The sequence below is a fragment of the Micromonospora sp. NPDC047670 genome (assembly GCF_043204915.1).
Classification (GTDB): Bacteria; Actinomycetota; Actinomycetes; order Mycobacteriales; family Micromonosporaceae; genus Micromonospora.
The window spans coordinates 447,706-466,546 of sequence record NZ_JBIDDA010000005.1; the positions used below are offsets into that span (position 1 = coordinate 447,706).

Consider the following 18,841-nt stretch of genomic DNA (forward strand, 5'->3'; position numbering starts at 1 on the left):
CCCGCACGCCGAGGGGCCTCCGCCGAGGTGGCGGAGGCCCGTGTGCCGTGGTCAGGTCGGGCCGGTCAGCACCAGCCGTTGATCGGGCCGTTCACGCCCGTCCACAGGTAGGCGTCGGAGACCCAACTGCCGTCGCTGAGCCGGTTCCACAGCGCGGTGGTGCCGTACCGCCCGGTGTGGCTGGAGCCGTTGGCGGAGCAGGAGACGGTGACGGTGGCGCCGTCGGCCACCGAGCCGAGCGCGGCGTAGCCGGCGCCGGGGCCGGACCGCCGGGTCAGCGTACCCCCGCCGTTGGCGTCGACGACCGCCTGGTTGAAGCCCAGCGCGCCGTAGTTGTAGATCGCGCCGCCGGCGCCCCGCCAGGTCGAGCCGTGCCGCGCGCCGCCCTGGTAGGCGGCGGCGCCGTTCTCGAACACCCACTTGCCGAGGCCGTGACCGGCGATGGGCACGTAGGCGCTGTTCTGCCGCAGCCCGAAGTGGACGTGCCGGCCGTACGCCGCCCCGCCGCAGGTGACGTCGGTGCCCGTGTAGCCCAGGTAGGCGCCCTGGCCGACGGCGGCGCCGTTGACCGAGATGCTGCTCCACAGGTGGTAGTAGTCCGTGGAGTAGCCCCGGTCGTGGATCACCCGGATCCAGCCGGTGCACATCGTGTACGCCGTGCCGGCCCGTGCCGCGCGGACCACCTGGTCGCCGCCGGCCAGGTCGATCGAGCTGTACGGCGCCTCGTAGCCGCCCCAGCCGTGCGGGCCGCTGGTCAGCGTCCACGTCTGGCCGACCGCGAACGGCAGGGCCATGCCGGTCCGGTAGTCGCCGCCCGCGTACATCGTGCTCGGGGCGCGGGTGAGGACCTCCCGCTCCTGCTTGCCGACCAGGGGCGACTCGGCGGCCAGCGCGCTGAACTCCGCCTCGCCGTCGAAGCCGACCCGCCATCCGCCGGCCTCGGCCCGGGCGATGAAGATCGCGCCGGTCGGGTGGATGTCCTCCTCGTGGGAGGTGACGGTGACGGCGGTGCCGAAGGCCCACCGGCCGCTGTTGCGGGTGACGGTGACCCGGGTGTCCGACGCGTCGGCGTGCGCCTCGCCGGCGGCCCTGGCCTGCCCGAGCAGCTTGGCGGTGACCGCCTGCTCGACGCTCGGCGGTGCCGCGTCCGGTGCCGCCGGGGCGGCGTGCGCAGCGGTGCCCGCGACCAGGAGTTCTGTCGCCAGCAGGGCCGTGGCGATGCCGGCCCATCGTCTGATGTGCACCATTGACGACCTCTTTCAAATCGAAGGACATCGCTAAGTGGTGCTGACGATAGACAGAACGAGGAAGATTGTCTACATGTTGACACTCCGGCAATGAAGGTATGTTTCGCGCGCCCCCGCCGCCCCCGGCGGGCGACGGGGGCGGCGGAGCGGTCAGGCGATGCGACGGATGCGACGCACGGCCAGGAAGAGCAGCAGCGCCGCGAGCGCGACGAAGATGCCGGTCTCGATGCCCTGGAACAGCCAGAACCGGCTCTCGGGCTGGTAGAGCTGCCAGTTGTAGGCGCCCGGCCCGAGGCCCAGGTCGGCGCCGCAGGCCCGCCCGCCGGGCCCGGTCGCGCCGGACGGACAGATGACCTCGGCGTTGGGGGCGACGAGTTTGCCGGCGGCGTCGCGAACGCCGCTGGAGAGCACCCAGTCGCCGGCTCCGCGGGGCGGCTCCCCGGCGGAGGCGTACACCGGGTAGGTCAGCTCGCGGGCCGGCAGGTAGCGGGGCCTGACCAGCGCGGCAAGGGCGACGCGCAGGCCGAGGAAGCCGGCGAGGGTGCCGGCCATCGCGGGCATCGTCCGGGGCCAGACCGTGCCGGCGAAGACGCCCAGCGCGACCGCGAAGAGGGTGTACCCGATCGGTGCCACGCCCTGCATGTCGAAGAAGAACGCGTCGAACCGGCTCTGCCGCCAGCCCTCGTTGAGCGGGGTCAGCCACCAGGACATGCCGAGGCCGTAGCCGACGGAGACCAGGAGAGCGCCGGCTCCGACGAACCCGAACTTCACCAGCGCCCAGTGCCGCCGGCCGACCCCCTGGGTCCAGACGAACCGGTGGGTGCCCTGCTCGACCTCGCGGGCCACCAGCGGCGCCCCCCAGAAGAGACCGACCAGCAGCGGCAGCACGAGGAAGAGGATGCCCGCCAGGCTCAGCGTGTCGAACTGGTCGTAGAACTGGTTGAAGGCCCGGTTGCAGGTCTCGCCGAGCCCGGGGCCCGGACCCTGGTCGCCCGCGGCCACGCACTCCGGCAGGCCGTAGTCGTCGAAGGCGTTGCGCATGGCCAGGCCGCTGACGACCAGGAAGGCGCCCAGGATCGCGAGCCCGACGAGGGCGAGGAGCGCGTCCCTGCGGTGTTGCCGCCAGGCAAGCCAGATCATGCCGGCACCCCCCAGTCCTCGTGGCTGGCCGGTGCGTCGTCGCCGTCGGCGAGATAGGCCAGGATGACGTCCTCCAATGCCACGTCGCGCACGCTCCAACGCGGGTCGGCGACGGGCCCGTCGGTGCGGACCAGCAGGGTCGACTGCCGGTCGGTGTGGCTGGCGCGGACGACGTCCGCGACGCCGGGGATCGACCCGCCGTCGTGCCGGGGACCGATCAGACGCCGGTGCGCGGCGACCAGGTCCTCGACGGCACCGGAGAGCCGGACCTCGGCGGAGTGCAGCACGATGAGGTAGTCGCAGACCCGTTCCACGTCGGCCAGCAGATGCGAGGAGAGCAGCACCGTCGTGCCGGCGTCGGCGACGCTGCCCATCAGCGTCTGCAGGAACTCCCGACGGGCGAGCGGGTCGAGGCTGGCCACGGGCTCGTCGAGCAGCAGGAGCCGGGGACGCTTCGCCATGGCGAGGGCGAGGGCCACCTGGGCCCGCTGCCCACCGGAGAGCTTGCCGACCGGCTTGTTCGGTGGGATGCCGAGGTCCGCCAGGCGGGTCCGGGCCAGGGTCGCGTCCCAGCGACGGTTGAGCCGACCTCCCGTGGTGATCAGCTCGGCGGCGGTGAAGTCCCGGTACAGCGGCGTGTCCTGGGCGACGAAGCCGATGTCGGCCAGGGCCGACGGGTTGTCGTAGGGCGACTGCCCGAACAGCCGCACCGCGCCGGCGTCGGGCCGCAGCAGGCCCACCGCCAGGTGCAGCAGGGTGCTCTTGCCCGCCCCGTTGGGCCCGACCAGGGCGCCGATGCGCCCGCCCGGCAGGCGCAGCGAGCAGTGCCGCAACGCCCACTGTCTTCCGTATCGTTTGCCCAACTGGTCGGTCTCCAGCACGGCTTCCATGGCGTGTCCTCTCATCCTGGCGACGTGGTTTTCTGCTGCGGTGCCTCGACCGGGAGCGCGGCCCGCATGGTCGTCTCCACCAGCGCGGTGATGTCCTCCGGCGTCAGCCCGGCCTGCTGTGCGCGGTGCAGCCAGGCCACCAGGTCCGCCCGCAACTCGGCCTGGTTGGGCAGCGACGCCCCGGCGAGGGTGCGTCTGACGAAGGTGCCGACGCCCGGGCGCCCCTCCGCCAGGCCCTCGATCTCCAGTTCGCGGTACGCCTTCAGCACCGTGTTCGGATTGATGGCCAGCGACTGCGCGACGTCGCGGACCTTGGGCAGTTGGTCCCCGGGAACCAGCAGTCCCACCCGCAGGGCCTGCTTCACCTGCTGCACCAGCTGCATGTAGGTGTTCACCTTCGAGCGCCCGTCCAGCACGAACTCGATCACTCGCCGCTGCCTCCCTATTGTCCTACGACAGTAAGACTATAGGACAGGTCGCTTCCGTCGCGGGACCCTCGAGCCGGAACCGCGCCGGCCCCGCCGTGGCGGAGGTCGGCGCACTCCGACAGGGGGCCGTCAGCGGGCGAGTGCGGTGAGGAAGCCGTCGACCAGTTCGGTCTGCGACGCGGCAGGGAACCCTTCGGGGTCGAACAGCGCCTGCACCACCAGGCCGTGCGTGAAGGACAGCACGGTCGCCGCGAGCCGGTCCGCGTCGCCGTCGGGCAGCTCGCCCCGACGCTGGGCGTCCTGGATGGACTCGCGGAGGTCGGCGCGGATGCGCGCGTAGCGGAGACGTTGGGCAGCGAACAGGTCCGGGTCGGAGAGAGCCACGTCCCAGGAGCCGACCCAGATCCGGTTCATCGCCGCCGCGTCCGGCGTCAGCGGGAGGATGTTGAGCAGGTGGGTGCGGAGCGCCGTCAGCCCGGGCGCGGGGGCGGCGTGGCGGGGGCGGTGCGCGGTGCGCGCTTCGAGGATGTCCAGGGCGTGGGCGACCAGCTCGCGCTTGCCCGCGAAGTAGTGGGTGACGAGCCCGGTCGACGCCCCGAGGGCCGCCGCCACGGCGCGCAGGGTGAGGCCCTGGAAGCCGTGCTCGGCGAGGACCCGCCAGACCGCCTCCGAGACCTTCCGGCGGCGGGAGTCGTGGTCGGTGCGGGGCGGGCTCATGGCCTGTTAGCGTACATACCAAACGTTCGTTATGTACGGAGGCCGCCGATGTTCGCACTGCCCCTCACCGGCTCGGCCGAGATGCGCCCGCTCGAGGTGTGGCAGGCCGGGGAGTTCCTCGCCCACCTGGACCGGGCACGCGAGCACATCGCGCCGTGGGTGTCGCCCTCGTTCGTCGCCCAGGACCTCGCCCAGGCGCGCACGGTCCTGCGGCGCTACGCGGAGAGGCGGGCCCAGGACGCCGGCGGGATCTGGGGAATCTGGCTGGACGGCTCGCTGGTCGGCGGCGTCATGTTCGTCTCCTTCGACACCACTCTTGGGGTGTCCGAGGCGGGTTGCTGGCTGGAACCCGGCGCGCAGGGCCACGGGCTGATCACCCGCGCCGCGGAACGGATCATCGACTGGGCCGTCGAGGAGCGCGGCATCCACCGTGTCGAGTGGCGCACCAACGCCGAGAACGTCCGCAGCATCGCCGTCGCGCGGCGGTTGGGGATGAGCCGCGACGGCACACTGCGGCAGGTCTACCCGGACCGGGCGGGCGGACGGATCGACCTCGAGATCTGGTCGGTGCTGGCCGACGAGTGGCGAGCCCGCCAGGCCGCCCGGCGCGACGAGGACCGGCGCGCCGCCGCCCGCCGCGCGGAAGCAGGCTGACCGTGGCGTCGGCCGGGAACTCCCCCGCCCGCCAGGAGCCGCTCACCCGTGCAGGTAGGCGAGGACCGCGAGCACCCGACGGTTGTCGTCGTCGGACGGGGGCATGCCCAGCTTGCTGAAGATGTTGTTGATGTGTTTGCTGACCGCCTTCTCGGTGACGAACAGCCGTCCGGCGATCGCCGCGTTCGAGCGGCCCTCGGCCATCAGGCCCAACACCTCGCGCTCCCGCCCGGTGAGCTCCCGCAACGGCTGCGCCGCCGCGTTGCGGGCGAGGAGTTGGGAGACGACCTCGGGGTCCATCACCATGCCCCCGGCGGCCACCCGGCGCACCGCGTCGACGAACTGGTCGACGTTGGACACCCTGTCCTTGAGCAGGTAGCCCACTCCCCCGCCGCGATCGGAGAGCAGCTCACGGGCGTACAACTGCTCGACGTGCTGGGACAGCACGAGGATCGGCAGGCCCGGCAGCCGGGTCCGGGCCTGCAGCGCCGCCTGGAGCCCCTCGTCGGTGAAGGTCGGCGGCAGGCGTACGTCGACGACCGCGACGTCCGGGCGGTGCCGGACCAGCGCCGGCAACACCGACGGCCCGTCGGCGACGGCCTCCACCACCTGGCAGCCGAACGCGTCGAGGATGCGCGTCAGCCCGTCCCGGAGGAGGGCGAGATCCTCCGCGATGACAACTCGCACGGCAGCTCCATGGTCACGACAGTCGGTCCGCCGGGCGGACTCGTCACGGTCATCGTGCCATCGAACGCTGCCAGACGGCGGTGCACGCCCGACAGGCCGGTCCCCGACTCCGGCCTCGCGCCGCCCCGGCCGTCGTCGCCGACCACCATGGTCAACGTCCCGTCCCCGTACGCCAGGCGGATCCAGACCCGCGCCGCGCCGCTGTGCCTGGTGGCGTTCGTCAGCGCCTCGGCCACCGCGAAGTAGGCCGCGGACTCGACCGCCGCCGGCGGGCTGCCGGGCAGCTCGACGTCGAGGTCCACGGGCAGCGGCACGGCCAGGGCGAGCGCCCGTACGGCGCCGGCCAGGCCGCGCTCGGCGAGCACCGGCGGGTAGATGCCGCGGACCAGGTCGCGCAGCTCGACCAGGGCCCGGCCACTGGCCTCCTGCGCCTCGGTGAGCAGGCGCTGCGCCGCGGCCGGGTCGTCGGCCATGAGCTTCTCGGCCAGGCCGATGCTCATCCGCAGCGCGACCAGCCGGGCCTGCGCCCCGTCGTGCAGATCGCGTTCGATCCGCCGCAGCTCCGCGGCCTGGGTGTCGACGGTGTCGGCCCGGGTGGCGGTGAGGTGGCGGACCCGCAGCGCCAACTCCTGCGCCCGGGTCGGGGCCAGGAAGAAGCCGGCGAAGCGGAAGTGCAGCCACAGCAGCCACGGCGCGGCCACCATGCCCGCGGACAGGAACAGCCACCCCTGGGGTACGGACAGCACCGCCTGCACGAGGTTGTCCATCGGCCAGAACACGCCGTAGCCGTACCAGTCGATGGTGAGGAACAGGACCACGGGCACCAGCAGGACGCCCTCCAGCCCGTACACCGGCAGGACGAACGCCAGCAGGCACGCCCCGCCCGTCACCGCGCCCGGCACCAGCCAGGCGAAGTCCCGCCACGTCGACGCGTCGCCGACCACCCAGCGGAACCGCCGCCACGTGCCGAGCCGGGCGTCCTCGGGCACCGGCGGGTACGGCGACGCGATCGGCGTGCCGCCCCACCCGGCCAACCGGCGTTGCAGCCCCACCGACCACCGCACCAGCACGGTCACCGCGGGGAACAACGCGAACCCGATGCCGAAGGCGGGGATGAGCGCGAGCGACACCACCGACAGCACGAACAGCGCCACGTTGGTGGTCAGGCTGAGCAGGGACACCGCCAGGCCCAGCGCGGCGGCGAGCGCCCCCGGCCGGATCCACTGCCGGACGAACGCGCGTACGGAGCTGTCCACGGCGCCCATTCTGCGCCACCGGTCCCGCCGGAATCGGTGGTGTTACCACCACCTCCGTTCGGGACCTGACACCCCTGACCCCGGCCCGCGCCGGCCGAAGGATTCAAGGCGTGACCACAACCAGGCAGGAGAGACCCGACATGTCCCGGCGGCAACGACTGGCCGGCATACCGTCCGGCCGACGCACCAAGTACGCGATGCTCGTCTTCTGGCTCGTCCTCGTCGCCGTCGCCGGGCCACTGGCGCTCAAGCTGACCGAGGTGCAGAACAACGACACCCTCGGAGCGCTGCCCGCCGGCGTGGAACACAGCCGCGCCGTGCAGCGGGCGGAGGCCGCGTTCCCCGACTCGCAGGCGCCCCTCGCGGTCGCCGTCTACGTACGCGACAGCGGGCTCACCGACGCCGATCGCGCGAAGGTCGACGGCGACCGCGCCGCGTTCGCCCGGTACGCCGACGGCGGCCAGGTGCCGCCCCCGGTGCCGAGCGAGGACGGCAGGGCGGTGCTGGTGTCGTTCCCGGTCGCCGGCGACGACGAGCAACGGGCCGACGCGGTGGCCGACATCCGGGACCGGCTGGCCGCCGACACACCCGACGGGCTGCGCACCGCGCTCACCGGCGAGGCCGGCGCCACGGAGGACGTCTTCGACGCGTTCGCCGGCATGGACACCGCCCTGCTGCTCGCGACCGCGGCCACCGTCGCACTGCTGCTGCTCGTCACCTACCGCAGCCCCGTCCTGTGGCTGATCCCGCTCATCACGGTCGCGCTGGCCAACCAGCTCGCCAGCGCGGTCGTCTACCTGCTGGCCGAGCACGGCGGCCTGGCCGTCGACTTCCAGAGCCAGAGCATCCTCACGGTGCTGGTCTTCGGCGTCGGCGTGGACTACGCCCTGCTGCTCATCGCCCGGTACCGCGAGGAGCTGCGCCGCCACGCCGACCGGCACGCGGCGATGGCCGTGGCGCTGCGGCGGTCGATCGGCGCCATCTGCGCCTCGGCGGCGACCGTCGCGGTCGGCCTGCTGTGCCTGCTCGCCGCGCAACTGCCGGCCACCCGAGGGCTGGGCCCGGTCGGCGCGGTCGGCATCGCGGCGGCCTTCCTCGCCATGACCACGCTGCTGCCCGCCGTGCTGGTCGTCTTCGGCCGGTGGCTGTTCTGGCCGTTCGTGCCCCGCCACGACCCCGACGCGGCCGGGCACGACGCGGCGGCCGGGCACGGGCTGTGGCGCCGGATCGCGGGCGTCGTCGGCCGCCGCCCGCGCGCGGTGTGGATGGGCACGGCGGCGGCCCTGGTCGCCCTCACCTTCGGCATCGGCAACCTCAGCATCGGCATGCCCGGTGACCAGTCGTTCACCACCGAGGTCGGCTCGGTCACCGGGCAGCGGATGATCGCGGCGCACTACCCGAGCGGAACCGTGGCGCCCGCCGAGATCCTCGCCACCGCCGGCACGGCCGATGAGGTGGTCACCGCCGCCCGCGCGGTCCCGGGGGTCGCCGAGGTCGGCGAGCCGCAGCGCTCCCCCGACGGCCGCTGGGTGCGCGTCGCGGCCGTCCTCGCCGACACGCCGGACAGCGACGCCGCGCTGCGGACCGTCGAGCGGCTCCGCACCGCCGTGCACGCCGTACCCGGCGCGCAGGCGCTCGTCGGCGGCGACAGCGCGTACCTGCTCGACGAGGAACGCACGGTCGGCCGCGACAACCGGATCGTCGTCCCGCTGATCCTGGCCGTGGTGTTCGCCGTGCTGGTGCTGCTGTTGCGGGCCCTGGTCGCGCCGCTGCTGCTGCTGGCCAGCGTCGTGCTGTCCTACGTCGCCGCGATGGGCGCGGCCGGGCTGATCCTCGACGCGATGGGCTACACCAAGCTGTTCGTCGGCATCCCGCTGCAGACGTTCCTGTTCCTGGTCGCCCTCGGGGTGGACTACACCATCTTCCTGGCCACCCGGGCCAGGGAGGAGACGGCGCGGCTCGGGCACCGGCGCGGCGTGCTGCACGCGCTGACGGTCACCGGCGGCGTCATCACCAGCGCCGGCGTGGTGCTGGCGGCCACCTTCGGCGCGCTCAGCGTGCTGCCGCTCGTGCCGTCGGTGCAGTCGGCCGTCATCGTCGGGGTCGGCGTGCTGCTGGACACGTTCCTGGTGCGCAGCCTGCTCGTACCGGCCCTGGCTCTGGAGATCGGCCGCCGCACCTGGTGGCCGAGCGCCCTGTCGCGGCCGGCGTCGCCGCCGGTGCGGACACGGCCGACGGAGCCGGTCGCGGCGACGTCGTAACGCCCGGGTCGAGCCGGCCGGCGCGGGCCGGGCGACCCGACGAGCGCCGGCCGCACCGGGAGGGGGGTGCGGCCGGCGCTCGTTCCGGTCCGGGGGCCGGCGAGGGGGCGGTGGCCGGGCCTCGCCGGCACGGGCGGGTCGGTCACGCGCCGCGCGACGGCTGCGGTCAGCTGCCGCGCTGGTCGTGCGGCACGGTGACGGTCACGGTGCAGCCGACCGGCCGGCCGATCTCGTCGTGTCCCGCGTACGTCAGGGTGTAGACCCGGTCCCCGCCGTCACCGGCCCGTTCCGCCCGCAGCTGCCCGCTGGTGTCCGGCGTGCCGCTGGTGAAGCCGCTGACGTCCGCGGTGTCGCCGCCGGTCACGTTCGTCAGGCGGAACGCGTTGGGGCCGAGCACGCCGTCGCGCAGGTCCGCCGTCACGGTGACGTCGACCAGCTCGTGGTTCGGCGGCCACAGGACCGGTCGGTCCACCACGCAGTCCAGCTCCCGGGCCGGCACCGGCTGGTCCAGGCTGGCGACGGCGTGGCCGATCGTCGCGGTGAGCCGGCCGCCGGCCTCGTAGTACATGTGCGCCGTGCGGCCGTCGAAGTAGAACGTCGGCGCGGCCGACCGGCCCAGGTCCGGCGCGACGGCCATCGAGTCGTGCACGACGCCGAGGTGGACCTCCCGGTCGAAGTCGTCGCCGACGTCCACGGCGTGCATGTTGCCGTCGGCCGCGTGGAAGACCACCAGGTTGCGGCCGTTCCACCGGAGGAAGAACGGTCCCGAGGCGTTCGGCCCCTCGACGCCCTGCGGGGTCACGATCGGGTCGGGCTGGATCGTCCAGGTCCGCGCGTCCGCGGAGACCGCCCAGCGGATCCGGCGGGACACCGGCCCGGTCGGCCCGGGCGGCGCTGCGGTGGGGTTGTCCATGAAGAGCATCAGGTAGCGGCTGCCCAGCCGCGGCACCGACTGTTCGAAGACCCGGGCGTAGGAGGTCTCCCCGCCGGTGGTGGCGTCCTGCCTGATCGCCGTTCCGCCGTAGCTGAAGTGGATGCCGTCCTCGGAGGTGGCGTACCGGGTGATCGAGTTCTCGCCGTGGAAGTAGAGGAACAGCTTGCGCTCGCCCTCGACCCAGATCGCGTGCGGCGAGGAGATGTGGCTGACCGTCGGGTAGTGGGGCAGCCAGGTGTTGCTGATCAACGGATTGGCCCGGTACTCGGTCCACGGGCCGTCGATCGAGTCGGCGTACGCCAGGGCGATCCCGCCGGGACGCTCGTGGGGCGCGTAGTACAGGTAGTACGTGCCGAGCGGGTTGGGGAAGTAGTCGGCGGCCCGGATGACGCTCGGGAAGATGAACTCGTTGGTCGGGTTGTAGGTCAGGGTGCTCTTGTCGAACGCGGTGCCCGCGTAGGTGAAGTGCGGAAAGTCCACCGCCGGTGCGGCGGCGGCCGGAGCGGCGCCGGTCAGGGCGGCGGCCAGCATGCCCGCGCTGGCCGCCGCGACGGCGGCCCGGCGCGGCAGTGGGACAGGTGCTCTCGTCATCGGTCTTCCTGCTCTGTTGGTGGGGTGGCGGACTTCCCGGCCGTCCCCGGGACCGGTTGCTCGTGCGCGGGCCGTCGGCGCAGAGGAAGCACGGGGGCGTGGACGGTCGCGCCCCTGCCGACTGTGGACGTCGCGTGTCGCGCTGCGGCGGCCGATGCAGCGCGACGTCACGCTGGGTGAGGCATCCAGGTGACCACCGCCGGCGGGCGGAGCGCCTCGCCGGCTACTAATACGTATTAGCATCTATGTTTCTCGAATGTTGCTCGACCGGGGCGCGCCCTGTCAAGAGGGCCGGCACAGCGACCGTCGCTCGCGCCGGCCGCCCGCCGGTGGCGGCGTCACGGGCGTCCGACCGCCCGGTGACCCGATCGCTAATCCGCATTACTCCTGGGAGTTCATCCCGCCGAAATCTTCCGCCGACCTCTTGACACAAACCCGGTCGGGCCGCGAGGCTCCTCCCCAACGCCGAGCGCTAATACGCATTAGCCGCACCGGAAGGACCCCGCCGTGCCCTCTACGCCCCGACGTGTCACGCAGCGTGACATCGCGCGGCTGGCTGGCGTCAGTCAGGCGACCGTGTCGCTGGTGCTCAACAACCGCGCCGACGCCGACGTCCGGATCGCGCCCGAGACCCGCGACCGCGTGCTGCGGGCCATCGCCGAGACCGGGTACGCCGCCGATCCCGTGGCCCGCCGGCTCGCCGCACGGTTCAACCGGATCATCGGCGTGTTCACCTACGAGCCCGCGTTCCCCAGCGGCAGCCGCGACTTCTTCCACCCCTTCCTGCTCGGCATCGAGGAGTACGCGGAACGGGCCGGCTGCGATCTGCTGCTGTTCACCAGCGCCCCGGTGATCGACGGCCGGCGACGCATCTTCCACCAGGACAACCGGCTACGGCTGGCCGACGGGTGCATCCTGCTCGGGCGGGAGATCGACGCCGCCGAACTGCACCGGCTCAACCGCGACGGCTTCCCCTACGTCGCCGTGGGCCGCCGCGACGACGCCGGGGGTCCGGTGCCGTACGTCGGCGCCGACTACGCCACGGCGGTGGGCGAACTGGTCGGCCTGGCCCTCGCCCGCGGACACCGGCGCCTGGCCTACCTGAACATGGGCACCACCGCGGAGTCCTCGGAGGACCGGCGGCGGGGGTTCGTCGCCGCCGCCACGGCCGCGGAGAGCGCCCGCCACCTGACGACCGTCGCCCGGGACGCCGAGGCGATCCTGGACGACCTGCTGGCCGAGGCGACCACCGTCGCCTTCGTGGAGGACTTCGCCACCGCCGTGGCGCTGGAGCTGGCCACCCGGCGGCGCGGCCTGAGCGTGCCCGGTGACCTGTCGATCCTGACTCTCGGCGACCCGACCGTCCCGGTTCCCACCGACCTGGCGTTCACCGGGTTCCGCATTCCGCGCGAGGAGATGGGCCGGCAGTCGGTCGAGGTGCTGGCCGCTGTCATCGACGGCAGCGCCGACGGTGTGCAGCAGCGACTGCTCCCCTGCGAACTCGTCGAGGGTGACACCCTCGGCGCCCCTGATCGGCGGTCGGCCGCGCCTGAGCGGTGACCGTGCAACCGGAAGGAAGCAAGTGGTACAGATGCGTGCGGACGTCCTCGTCGTCGGGGGCGGGCTGGGCGGGGTGGCGGCGGCGCTCGCCGCGGCCCGGTCCGGCCGGTCGGTCATCCTGACCGAGGAGTTCGACTGGCTCGGCGGGCAGCTCACCAGCCAGGCGGTCCCGCCGGACGAGCACTCCTGGATCGAACAGTTCGGTGCCACGGCGAGCTACCGGGCCCTGCGCAGCGGGATCCGCGACTACTACCGCCGGCACTACCCGCTCACCGAACGGTCCCGGGCCTGGACGGACCTGAACCCCGGCGCCGGCTGGGTCAGCCGGATCTGCCACGAGCCCCGGGTGGCCGTCGCCGTCATCGAGCAGATGCTGGCGCCGTACCGCGGCTCCGGCCGGCTGACCGTGCTCCAGCCGTACCGGCCCGTCGCCGCGGAGACCGACGGGGACCGGGTGGTCGCGGTGACCGTCGCGCACCGCGACCGCGACGACCGGATCGACATCACCGCCCCGTACGTCCTCGACGCCACCGAGACCGGCGAGCTGCTGCCGCTGACCGGCACCGAGTACGTCACCGGCTTCGAGTCGCAGGCGGACACCGGCGAGCCCAGCGCGCCGGCCGAGGCGCAGCCGATGAACATGCAGGCCGTCTCCGTCTGCTTCGCCCTCGACCACGTCGACGGCGACCACACCATCGACCGCCCGGCCGGGTACGACTTCTGGCGCGACTACAAGCCCGACTTCTGGGGCGACCGGCTGCTGTCCTGGCGGTCGCCGCACCCGCGCACCCTGGAGATCGTCGAACGCAGCTTCACCCCCAACCCGGACGACGACCCGCTGGCCGTCAACGCCGACCAGCGGGTCAACCCCGGCGACGGCAACCTCTGGACGTTCCGACGCATCGCCGCCCGCCGCAACTTCACCGACGGCGCGTACGGCAGCGACATCACGCTGGTGAACTGGCCGATGATCGACTACTTCGAGGGCCCCGTCATCGACGTGCCGAACGCGTCGTGGCACCTGAGCAAGGCCCGCGAGCTGTCGTACTCGGTCCTCTACTGGCTGCAGACCGAGGCGCCCCGGCCGGACGGCGGGACCGGCTTCCCCGGCCTGCGCCTGCGCGGTGACGTGACCGGCAGCCGCGACGGCCTGGCGCAGGCGCCCTACATCCGGGAGTCCCGGCGCATCCGCGCCGAGTACACGGTGGTCGAGCAGGACCTGTCGCTGGCCGTCCGCGGCCACCACGGCGCCGTCGCCTACCCCGACTCGATCGGCGTGGGGATGTACCGCATCGACCTGCACCCGTCGACCGGCGGCGACAACTACATCGACGTGGGCTCCTGCCCGTTCGAGATCCCACTCGGCGCGCTGATCCCGCAGCGGGTCGAGAACCTGCTCCCCGCCGGCAAGAACATCGGCACCACCCACATCACCAACGGCAGCTACCGGCTGCACCCGGTCGAGTGGAACGTCGGCGAGGTCGCCGGCCTGCTCGCCGACTTCTGTCTGGCGCGGGGCGAGTCCCCGCGCGCGGTCCGCGGCACCCCCCGCCTGCTGGCCGACTTCCAGGACCGCCTCTCCGCGGCCGGCGTGGAACTGCGCTGGCCGGAGATCGCGGGCTACTGAACACCCCCGGTGAGGAGAACATCATGAGATTGGGAAAGGGTGTGCGCGGTGTCGCCGCGGCACTGGCCGGCGTCCTCGCGCTGTCCGCCTGCGGTGGCGGCGACGAGGCCGGGGACAAGGGCCCGGCCAGCCTGCGGATGACCGTCTGGTCGGCCAACGAGGCGCACCTCAAGCTGTTCAACGAGATCGCCGACGAGTACCGCAAGACCCACCCGGACGTCGCGGCGATCACGTTCGACCCGCTGCCGTTCGAGAACTACACCACGACGCTGACCACCCAGATCGCCGGCGGCAACGCCCCCGACCTGGCCTGGGTGTTCGAGAACTCGGCCCCCGACTTCGTCGCCTCGGGCGCGCTGCTGCCGCTGGACGACACCCTCAAGAAGGCCGAGGGCTACCAGTACGACGACATCTCCCCGGCCACGCTGAAGCTCTGGCAGAACGACGGCAAGCTGTACGCGTACCCCTTCTCCACCTCGCCGTTCGGGGTCTTCGTCAACACCGACCTGCTCAAGAAGGCCGGCCAGAAGACCCCCGCCGAACTGATCGCGGCCGGGCAGTGGAACTGGGACAACGCGCTGGCCGTCGCCGGCGCCACGGCGGGCGCGACCGGCAAGGCCGGCCTGGTGATCCGCGACTTCGACTACAAGGGCTGGGACAACCTGTCGACCTTCTGGACCGGCTGGGGCGCCCAGGCGTGGAGCGAGGACGGGAAGTCCTGCGGCTTCGCCGCCCCGGAGATGGTCGCGGCGATGACCACCCTGCACAAGGCCATCTTCACCGGCAAGGCGCTGCCCGGGCCGGGCACGACCGCCGACTTCTTCGCCGGTGACGCCGCCATGACGGTCACCCAGATCTCCCGCGCCTCGCTGCTCAAGCCCGACGGCTTCGGCTGGGACCTGGTCCCGCTGCCGGCCGGCCCGAAGGGGAACTACTCGGTGGTGGGCCAGGCCGGCGTCGGGGTGATGAAGAGGAGCAAGCACGCCGACGCGGCGGCGGACTTCCTCGCCTTCCTGACCAACCCCACCAACTCGGCCAGGCTCGCCCAGTTCTTCCCGCCGCCGCGACAGTCGCAGCTGACCGCGGAGACGCTGGCCAAGACGAACCCGACGCTCAAGCCCGAGCAGTTGCAGAAGGTCGTCATCGACGGCATCACCAACGGCGTGGTCAAGCCCAGCCACGCCGGGCAGGCCGAGCTGAGCCAGCAGGTGCGCGCCGGGCTCGACCCGCTCTGGAAGCCGGACGCGGACGTGCAGGCCGTTCTCGGTGGTCTCTGCGCCAAGATCCAGCCGCTGCTGGCGAAGTAGGGCAGCCGGACCATGTCCCAGACGGACACGAGGGTGGGCGGGGCCGCGCAGGCCCCGCCCACCCCGGGCCGGCCGCGGCCGTACTGGACCAGCCGCCGCCGCGACCAGCTCACCGGTTACCTGTTCATCGCGCCGCAACTGCTCGGCAGCGCCGTCTTCGTGATCCTGCCGCTGATCCTGGTGGTCTGGTACAGCCTGCACGAGTGGAACGTGCTGGCCGGCACGTTCGAGTTCGTCGGCACCGAGAACTACGCGAACCTCGCCGGGGACACCAACCTGGGCTCGGTGCTGCGGGCCACCGGCCTCTTCTCGGTCGGCCTGGTGGTGTTCAACCTCGCCCTGGCCCTGCTGCTCGCCGTGCTGCTCAACCAGAAGCTGCGCGGCACGATCGTGTTCCGCACCCTGTTCTTCTCCCCCGTGGTCGTCTCGCTGGTCGCCTGGACCATCGTGTGGGGGTTCCTGCTGCAGGACAACGGCGGCGTGAACGGCCTGCTCGACACCGTCGGCGTCAACGGGCCGAACTGGCTGCGCGGGGAGACCACCGCCATGTTCTCGGTCGTCGTGGTGCAGGTGTTCAAGAACGTCGGCCTGAACATGGTGCTCTTCCTGGCCGCGCTGCAGGGCGTGCCGGGCGAGTTGTACGAGGCCGCCGAGGTGGACGGGGCGAGCCGGCTGCGCCAGTTCTGGCGCATCACCGTGCCGATGATCAGCCCGACCATCCTGCTCACGTCGATCATCACGGTGGTCGGCTCGTTGCAGGTCTTCGCGCAGATCGCCGTGCTCACCCAGGGCGGCCCCGGCACGTCGACCACCGTGCTCGTCTACTACCTCTACCAGCAGGCGTTCCAGTTCCATCACTTCGGTTACGGCGCCACCCTGTCGATCGTGCTGTTCGGCATCGTGCTCGCGCTCACCGTGCTCCAGTGGCAGATGCGTAAGAGGTGGGTCCACCATGAGTCGTGAGCTGTCGCGCCGGACCAAGCTGGTGCTCTACGGGGTACTGATGGTCCTGGCGATCCCGTTCGTCTTCCCCACCTGGTGGATGGTCACCTCGTCGCTGAAGCCGGTGTCGGACATCTTCGCCTTCCCGCCGAAGCTCCTGCCGGTCAACCCGGAGCTGGACGCGTACCAGCGGGTGTTCGAGTTGCAGCCGTTCGGTCAGCAGTACCTGAACAGCCTCTACATCGCGTTGGTGGTCACCGTCGGCACCCTGGCGGTGGCGGCGCTGGCCGGGTACGCCTTCGCCCGGATCCGCTTCCGTGGCCAGAACGTGCTCTTCCTGGTGATCCTCGCCGGCCTGCTCATCCCGAGCGAGGTCACGATCGTGCCGCTGTTCCAGATGTTCTTCAAGCTGGGCCTGGTCGACACCCACTGGCCCCTGATCGTGGTGCCGATCCTCGGCGCGCCGAGTGTGCTGGCGACCTTCATCATGCGGCAGTTCTTCATCAGCCTCCCGGGCGAGTTGGAGGAGGCGGCCCGCGTGGACGGGCTGGGCCGCTTCGCCACCTTCTGGAAGATCGCCCTGCCGCTGTCCCGGCCCGCGCTGGGCGCGGTCGCCATCTTCACGTTCCTGCACAGCTGGAACCTCTACCTGGAGCCGATCGTGTTCCTCTCCTCGCCCGAGAAGTTCACCCTGCCCCAGGCGCTCACCCAGTTCGTCGACGCCTACGGCGGCCCGATGTGGAACGTCCAGCTCGCCGCGGCGTCGATGACCGCGCTGCCGGTCCTGGCGGTCTTCGTCATCGCGCAGAAGCAGTTCGTCGAGGGCCTGGCGCACACCGGTCTGAAGGGATGACGGCGCCGGCTCCCCTGGTGGGCCTCGACATCGGCGGCACCAAGACGGCCGCGGCGCTGGTCGGAGCGGACGGAGTGGTGCTCGGGCGGCGCCGCGCGCCCACGCCGGCCGCGGCGGGACCGACGGCCGTGCTGGACACCGCCGCGCGGCTCGCCCGGGAGTTGCTCGACGCGGCCGGCGACGGCCCGCTCGGCGTGGGCACCGCCGGCACGGTCGACCCCGCCACCGGCACCATCCGGTACGCCACCGACAGCCTGCCCGGCTGGGCCGGCACGCGGGTCGCCGACGAGCTGGCCGAACGGCTGGCCCGACCGGTCCGGGTCACCAACGACGTGAACGCCGCCGCCCTGGGCGAGGGCTGGGTGGGAGCGGGACGGGGCAGGACGCACCTGCTGCTGGTCGCGGTCGGCACCGGCCTGGGCGGGGCCATGATCCGCGATGGCCGCCTGGCGACGGGCGCCCGCGGCGCCGCCGGCGAGGTGGCGCACCTGCCGGCGCCCGGCGCCGAGCGGCTGCGCTGCGGGTGTGGCCGGTACGGGCACCTGGAAGGCGTCGCCTCGGGCACCGGGTTGTCCGCCGCGTTCGCCCTGGAAACCGGCGCCCGGATCACCGGACAGGCCGTGGCCGGGCGGGCGGCGGCCGGCGACCCGACCGCCCGGCACGTGGTGGACCGTGCCGGGGCCGCCCTCGGTGCGGCGCTCGCGGGGTTGGTGACCCTGCTCGACCCGCAGGCGGTGCTGGTGGCGGGCGGGGCGGCCGACGCCCTGCTGCCCGCGGCCTCGGCCGCCTACGCCGACGAACTTCCCGCGGCCTGGGCGGACGTGCCCCTGCTCCCCGCGGCGCTGGGCGCCGACGCGGTCGTGGTGGGCGCCGCCCGGCTGGCCGGCGACCCCGACCCGACGGTGGCCGTGGCCGACGACGAGAGGACGAGATCGTGAGTGTGTTCGACGACCTGGCCGGGGGCCTCGTGATCTCCTGCCAGCCGCTGCTCGACGAGCCCGACGACCCGATGCGCGACCCGTACGTCCAGGCCCGGGTCGCCGCCTCGGTGGTACGCGGCGGCGCGGTGGCGGTCCGGGCCAACGGCGTCGCCGACGTCAAGGCGATCCGCGCCGCCGTCGACGTGCCGGTCATCGGGCTGCACAAGCAGGGCGTCGACGGCGTGTTCATCACCCCGACGGCGACGCACGCGGTCGACGTGGCGGTGGCGGGGGCGCACGTCGTCGCCGTGGATGCCACCGACCGTCGCCGTCCGGACGGGCGTACCTTCGCCGACACGGTCCGCGCGGTGCGGGCACGGACCGACGCGCTGATCCTGGCGGACGTCTCGACGGTGGCGGAGGGAGTGGCCGCCGTCCGCGCCGGTGCGGACGCGGTGGCCACGACCCTCTCCGGCTACACGCCGGCGAGCCCGCACCGCGACGGCCCCGACCTGGATCTCGTCGCACGGCTCGCCGCGCTCGTCGCGGTGCCCGTGATCGCCGAGGGCCGGTACCGCAGCCCGGAGCAGATCGACCGGGCCTTCGCGGCCGGAGCCCACTCGGTGGTGCTGGGGAACGCCGTCACCTCCCCGCTGTGGATCACCCGCCGACTCGTCGCGGCCACCCGCCGCACGGCCGCGGGGAACAGCGAGCACCGGGCGTAGCGCCGGCCGGCCGGGCCGGTGCGGAGAGCCGTCCGCCCCGGCCGACCGGCCCGATCGGTTCGCCCGACGCGCCGGGTGCGGAGGTGGCCCCTTCGCACCCGG

The 18,841-nt window shown here is 73.0% G+C and carries 17 protein-coding genes; 9 read left to right on the forward strand and 8 right to left on the reverse strand.

From position 1 onward, the window contains the following. Nucleotides 1–65 precede the first annotated feature (65 nt). The 5 genes from ACGF7U_RS15685 to ACGF7U_RS15705 all read right to left on the reverse strand — a co-directional run bounded on the left by ACGF7U_RS15685 (nt 66) and on the right by ACGF7U_RS15705 (nt 4,422). Entirely contained in the window at nt 66–1,247 is a 1,182-nt protein-coding gene (locus ACGF7U_RS15685; protein ID WP_393106988.1) for a peptidoglycan DD-metalloendopeptidase family protein, read from the reverse strand. 150 nt (nt 1,248–1,397) lie between these two features. Continuing rightward, complete coding sequence (locus ACGF7U_RS15690) at nt 1,398–2,387, reverse strand: ABC transporter permease (protein ID WP_393106990.1); 990 nt, start codon at nt 2,385–2,387, stop codon at nt 1,398–1,400. After that, nucleotides 2,384–3,277: an ABC transporter ATP-binding protein gene (locus tag ACGF7U_RS15695; protein WP_393106992.1), complete on the reverse strand. Its 894-nt coding sequence runs from the start codon at nt 3,275–3,277 to the stop codon at nt 2,384–2,386. The genes ACGF7U_RS15690 and ACGF7U_RS15695 overlap by 4 nt, the downstream gene beginning before the upstream one ends. 11 nt (nt 3,278–3,288) lie before the next feature. After that, nucleotides 3,289–3,705 (reverse strand): GntR family transcriptional regulator, encoded by a 417-nt coding sequence (locus tag ACGF7U_RS15700; RefSeq protein WP_393106994.1) that lies wholly within the window; start codon nt 3,703–3,705, stop codon nt 3,289–3,291. A 129-nt stretch (nt 3,706–3,834) separates the two neighbouring features. After that, nucleotides 3,835–4,422, reverse strand: coding sequence for a TetR/AcrR family transcriptional regulator (locus ACGF7U_RS15705; RefSeq protein ID WP_393106996.1), 588 nt, complete (start codon nt 4,420–4,422; stop codon nt 3,835–3,837). A 48-nt stretch (nt 4,423–4,470) separates the two neighbouring features. On the opposite strand from ACGF7U_RS15705, the gene ACGF7U_RS15710 reads away from it, so the two are divergent. Further along, nucleotides 4,471–5,076 carry a GNAT family N-acetyltransferase gene (locus ACGF7U_RS15710; RefSeq protein WP_393106998.1) on the forward strand — a complete coding sequence of 202 codons (606 nt, stop codon included), beginning with the start codon at nt 4,471–4,473 and terminating at the stop codon, nt 5,074–5,076. A gap of 42 nt (nt 5,077–5,118) precedes the next feature. Here the strand turns inward: ACGF7U_RS15710 and ACGF7U_RS15715 are convergent, their stop codons facing one another. Continuing rightward, the gene (locus ACGF7U_RS15715) at nt 5,119–5,763 is read right to left on the reverse strand and encodes a LuxR C-terminal-related transcriptional regulator (protein WP_393107000.1); all 645 of its coding nucleotides are present in this window, start codon (nt 5,761–5,763) and stop codon (nt 5,119–5,121) included. Further along, complete coding sequence (locus ACGF7U_RS15720) at nt 5,715–7,028, reverse strand: histidine kinase (RefSeq protein ID WP_393107002.1); 1,314 nt, start codon at nt 7,026–7,028, stop codon at nt 5,715–5,717. The genes ACGF7U_RS15715 and ACGF7U_RS15720 overlap by 49 nt, the downstream gene beginning before the upstream one ends. A gap of 101 nt (nt 7,029–7,129) precedes the next feature. Between ACGF7U_RS15720 and ACGF7U_RS15725 the strand changes: the two genes are divergently transcribed. Then, entirely contained in the window at nt 7,130–9,280 is a 2,151-nt protein-coding gene (locus ACGF7U_RS15725; protein ID WP_393107004.1) for an MMPL family transporter, read from the forward strand. A 166-nt stretch (nt 9,281–9,446) separates the two neighbouring features. On the opposite strand, the gene ACGF7U_RS15730 is transcribed toward ACGF7U_RS15725, so the two are convergent. Continuing rightward, nucleotides 9,447–10,805, reverse strand: coding sequence for a hypothetical protein (locus ACGF7U_RS15730; protein ID WP_393107006.1), 1,359 nt, complete (start codon nt 10,803–10,805; stop codon nt 9,447–9,449). A gap of 507 nt (nt 10,806–11,312) precedes the next feature. Here ACGF7U_RS15730 and ACGF7U_RS15735 point away from each other — a divergent pair. The 7 genes from ACGF7U_RS15735 to ACGF7U_RS15765 are packed head-to-tail and all read left to right on the forward strand — an operon-like array spanning nt 11,313 to nt 18,739. Beyond that, nucleotides 11,313–12,365 (forward strand): LacI family DNA-binding transcriptional regulator, encoded by a 1,053-nt coding sequence (locus ACGF7U_RS15735; RefSeq protein ID WP_393107009.1) that lies wholly within the window; start codon nt 11,313–11,315, stop codon nt 12,363–12,365. 31 nt (nt 12,366–12,396) lie between these two features. Continuing rightward, nucleotides 12,397–13,992, forward strand: a complete 1,596-nt coding sequence (locus ACGF7U_RS15740; protein ID WP_393107011.1) for an FAD-dependent oxidoreductase — start codon at nt 12,397–12,399, stop codon at nt 13,990–13,992. Nucleotides 13,993–14,015: 23 nt separating this feature from the next. After that, complete coding sequence (locus tag ACGF7U_RS15745; protein WP_393107013.1) at nt 14,016–15,299, forward strand: ABC transporter substrate-binding protein; 1,284 nt, start codon at nt 14,016–14,018, stop codon at nt 15,297–15,299. A 12-nt stretch (nt 15,300–15,311) separates the two neighbouring features. Next, on the forward strand, nt 15,312–16,262 hold the full coding sequence (locus ACGF7U_RS15750) for a carbohydrate ABC transporter permease (RefSeq protein ID WP_393107015.1): 951 nt from the start codon (nt 15,312–15,314) through the stop codon (nt 16,260–16,262). Next, entirely contained in the window at nt 16,252–17,094 is an 843-nt protein-coding gene (locus tag ACGF7U_RS15755) for a carbohydrate ABC transporter permease (protein ID WP_393107017.1), read from the forward strand. The genes ACGF7U_RS15750 and ACGF7U_RS15755 overlap by 11 nt, the downstream gene beginning before the upstream one ends. Continuing rightward, the gene (locus ACGF7U_RS15760) at nt 17,091–18,032 is read left to right on the forward strand and encodes an ROK family protein (protein WP_393107019.1); all 942 of its coding nucleotides are present in this window, start codon (nt 17,091–17,093) and stop codon (nt 18,030–18,032) included. The genes ACGF7U_RS15755 and ACGF7U_RS15760 overlap by 4 nt, the downstream gene beginning before the upstream one ends. After that, a complete protein-coding gene (locus ACGF7U_RS15765) occupies nt 18,029–18,739 on the forward strand; it encodes an N-acetylmannosamine-6-phosphate 2-epimerase (RefSeq protein WP_393107021.1) in 711 nt (236 codons plus the stop codon). The genes ACGF7U_RS15760 and ACGF7U_RS15765 overlap by 4 nt, the downstream gene beginning before the upstream one ends. The last annotated feature ends 102 nt before the right edge of the window (nt 18,740–18,841 follow it).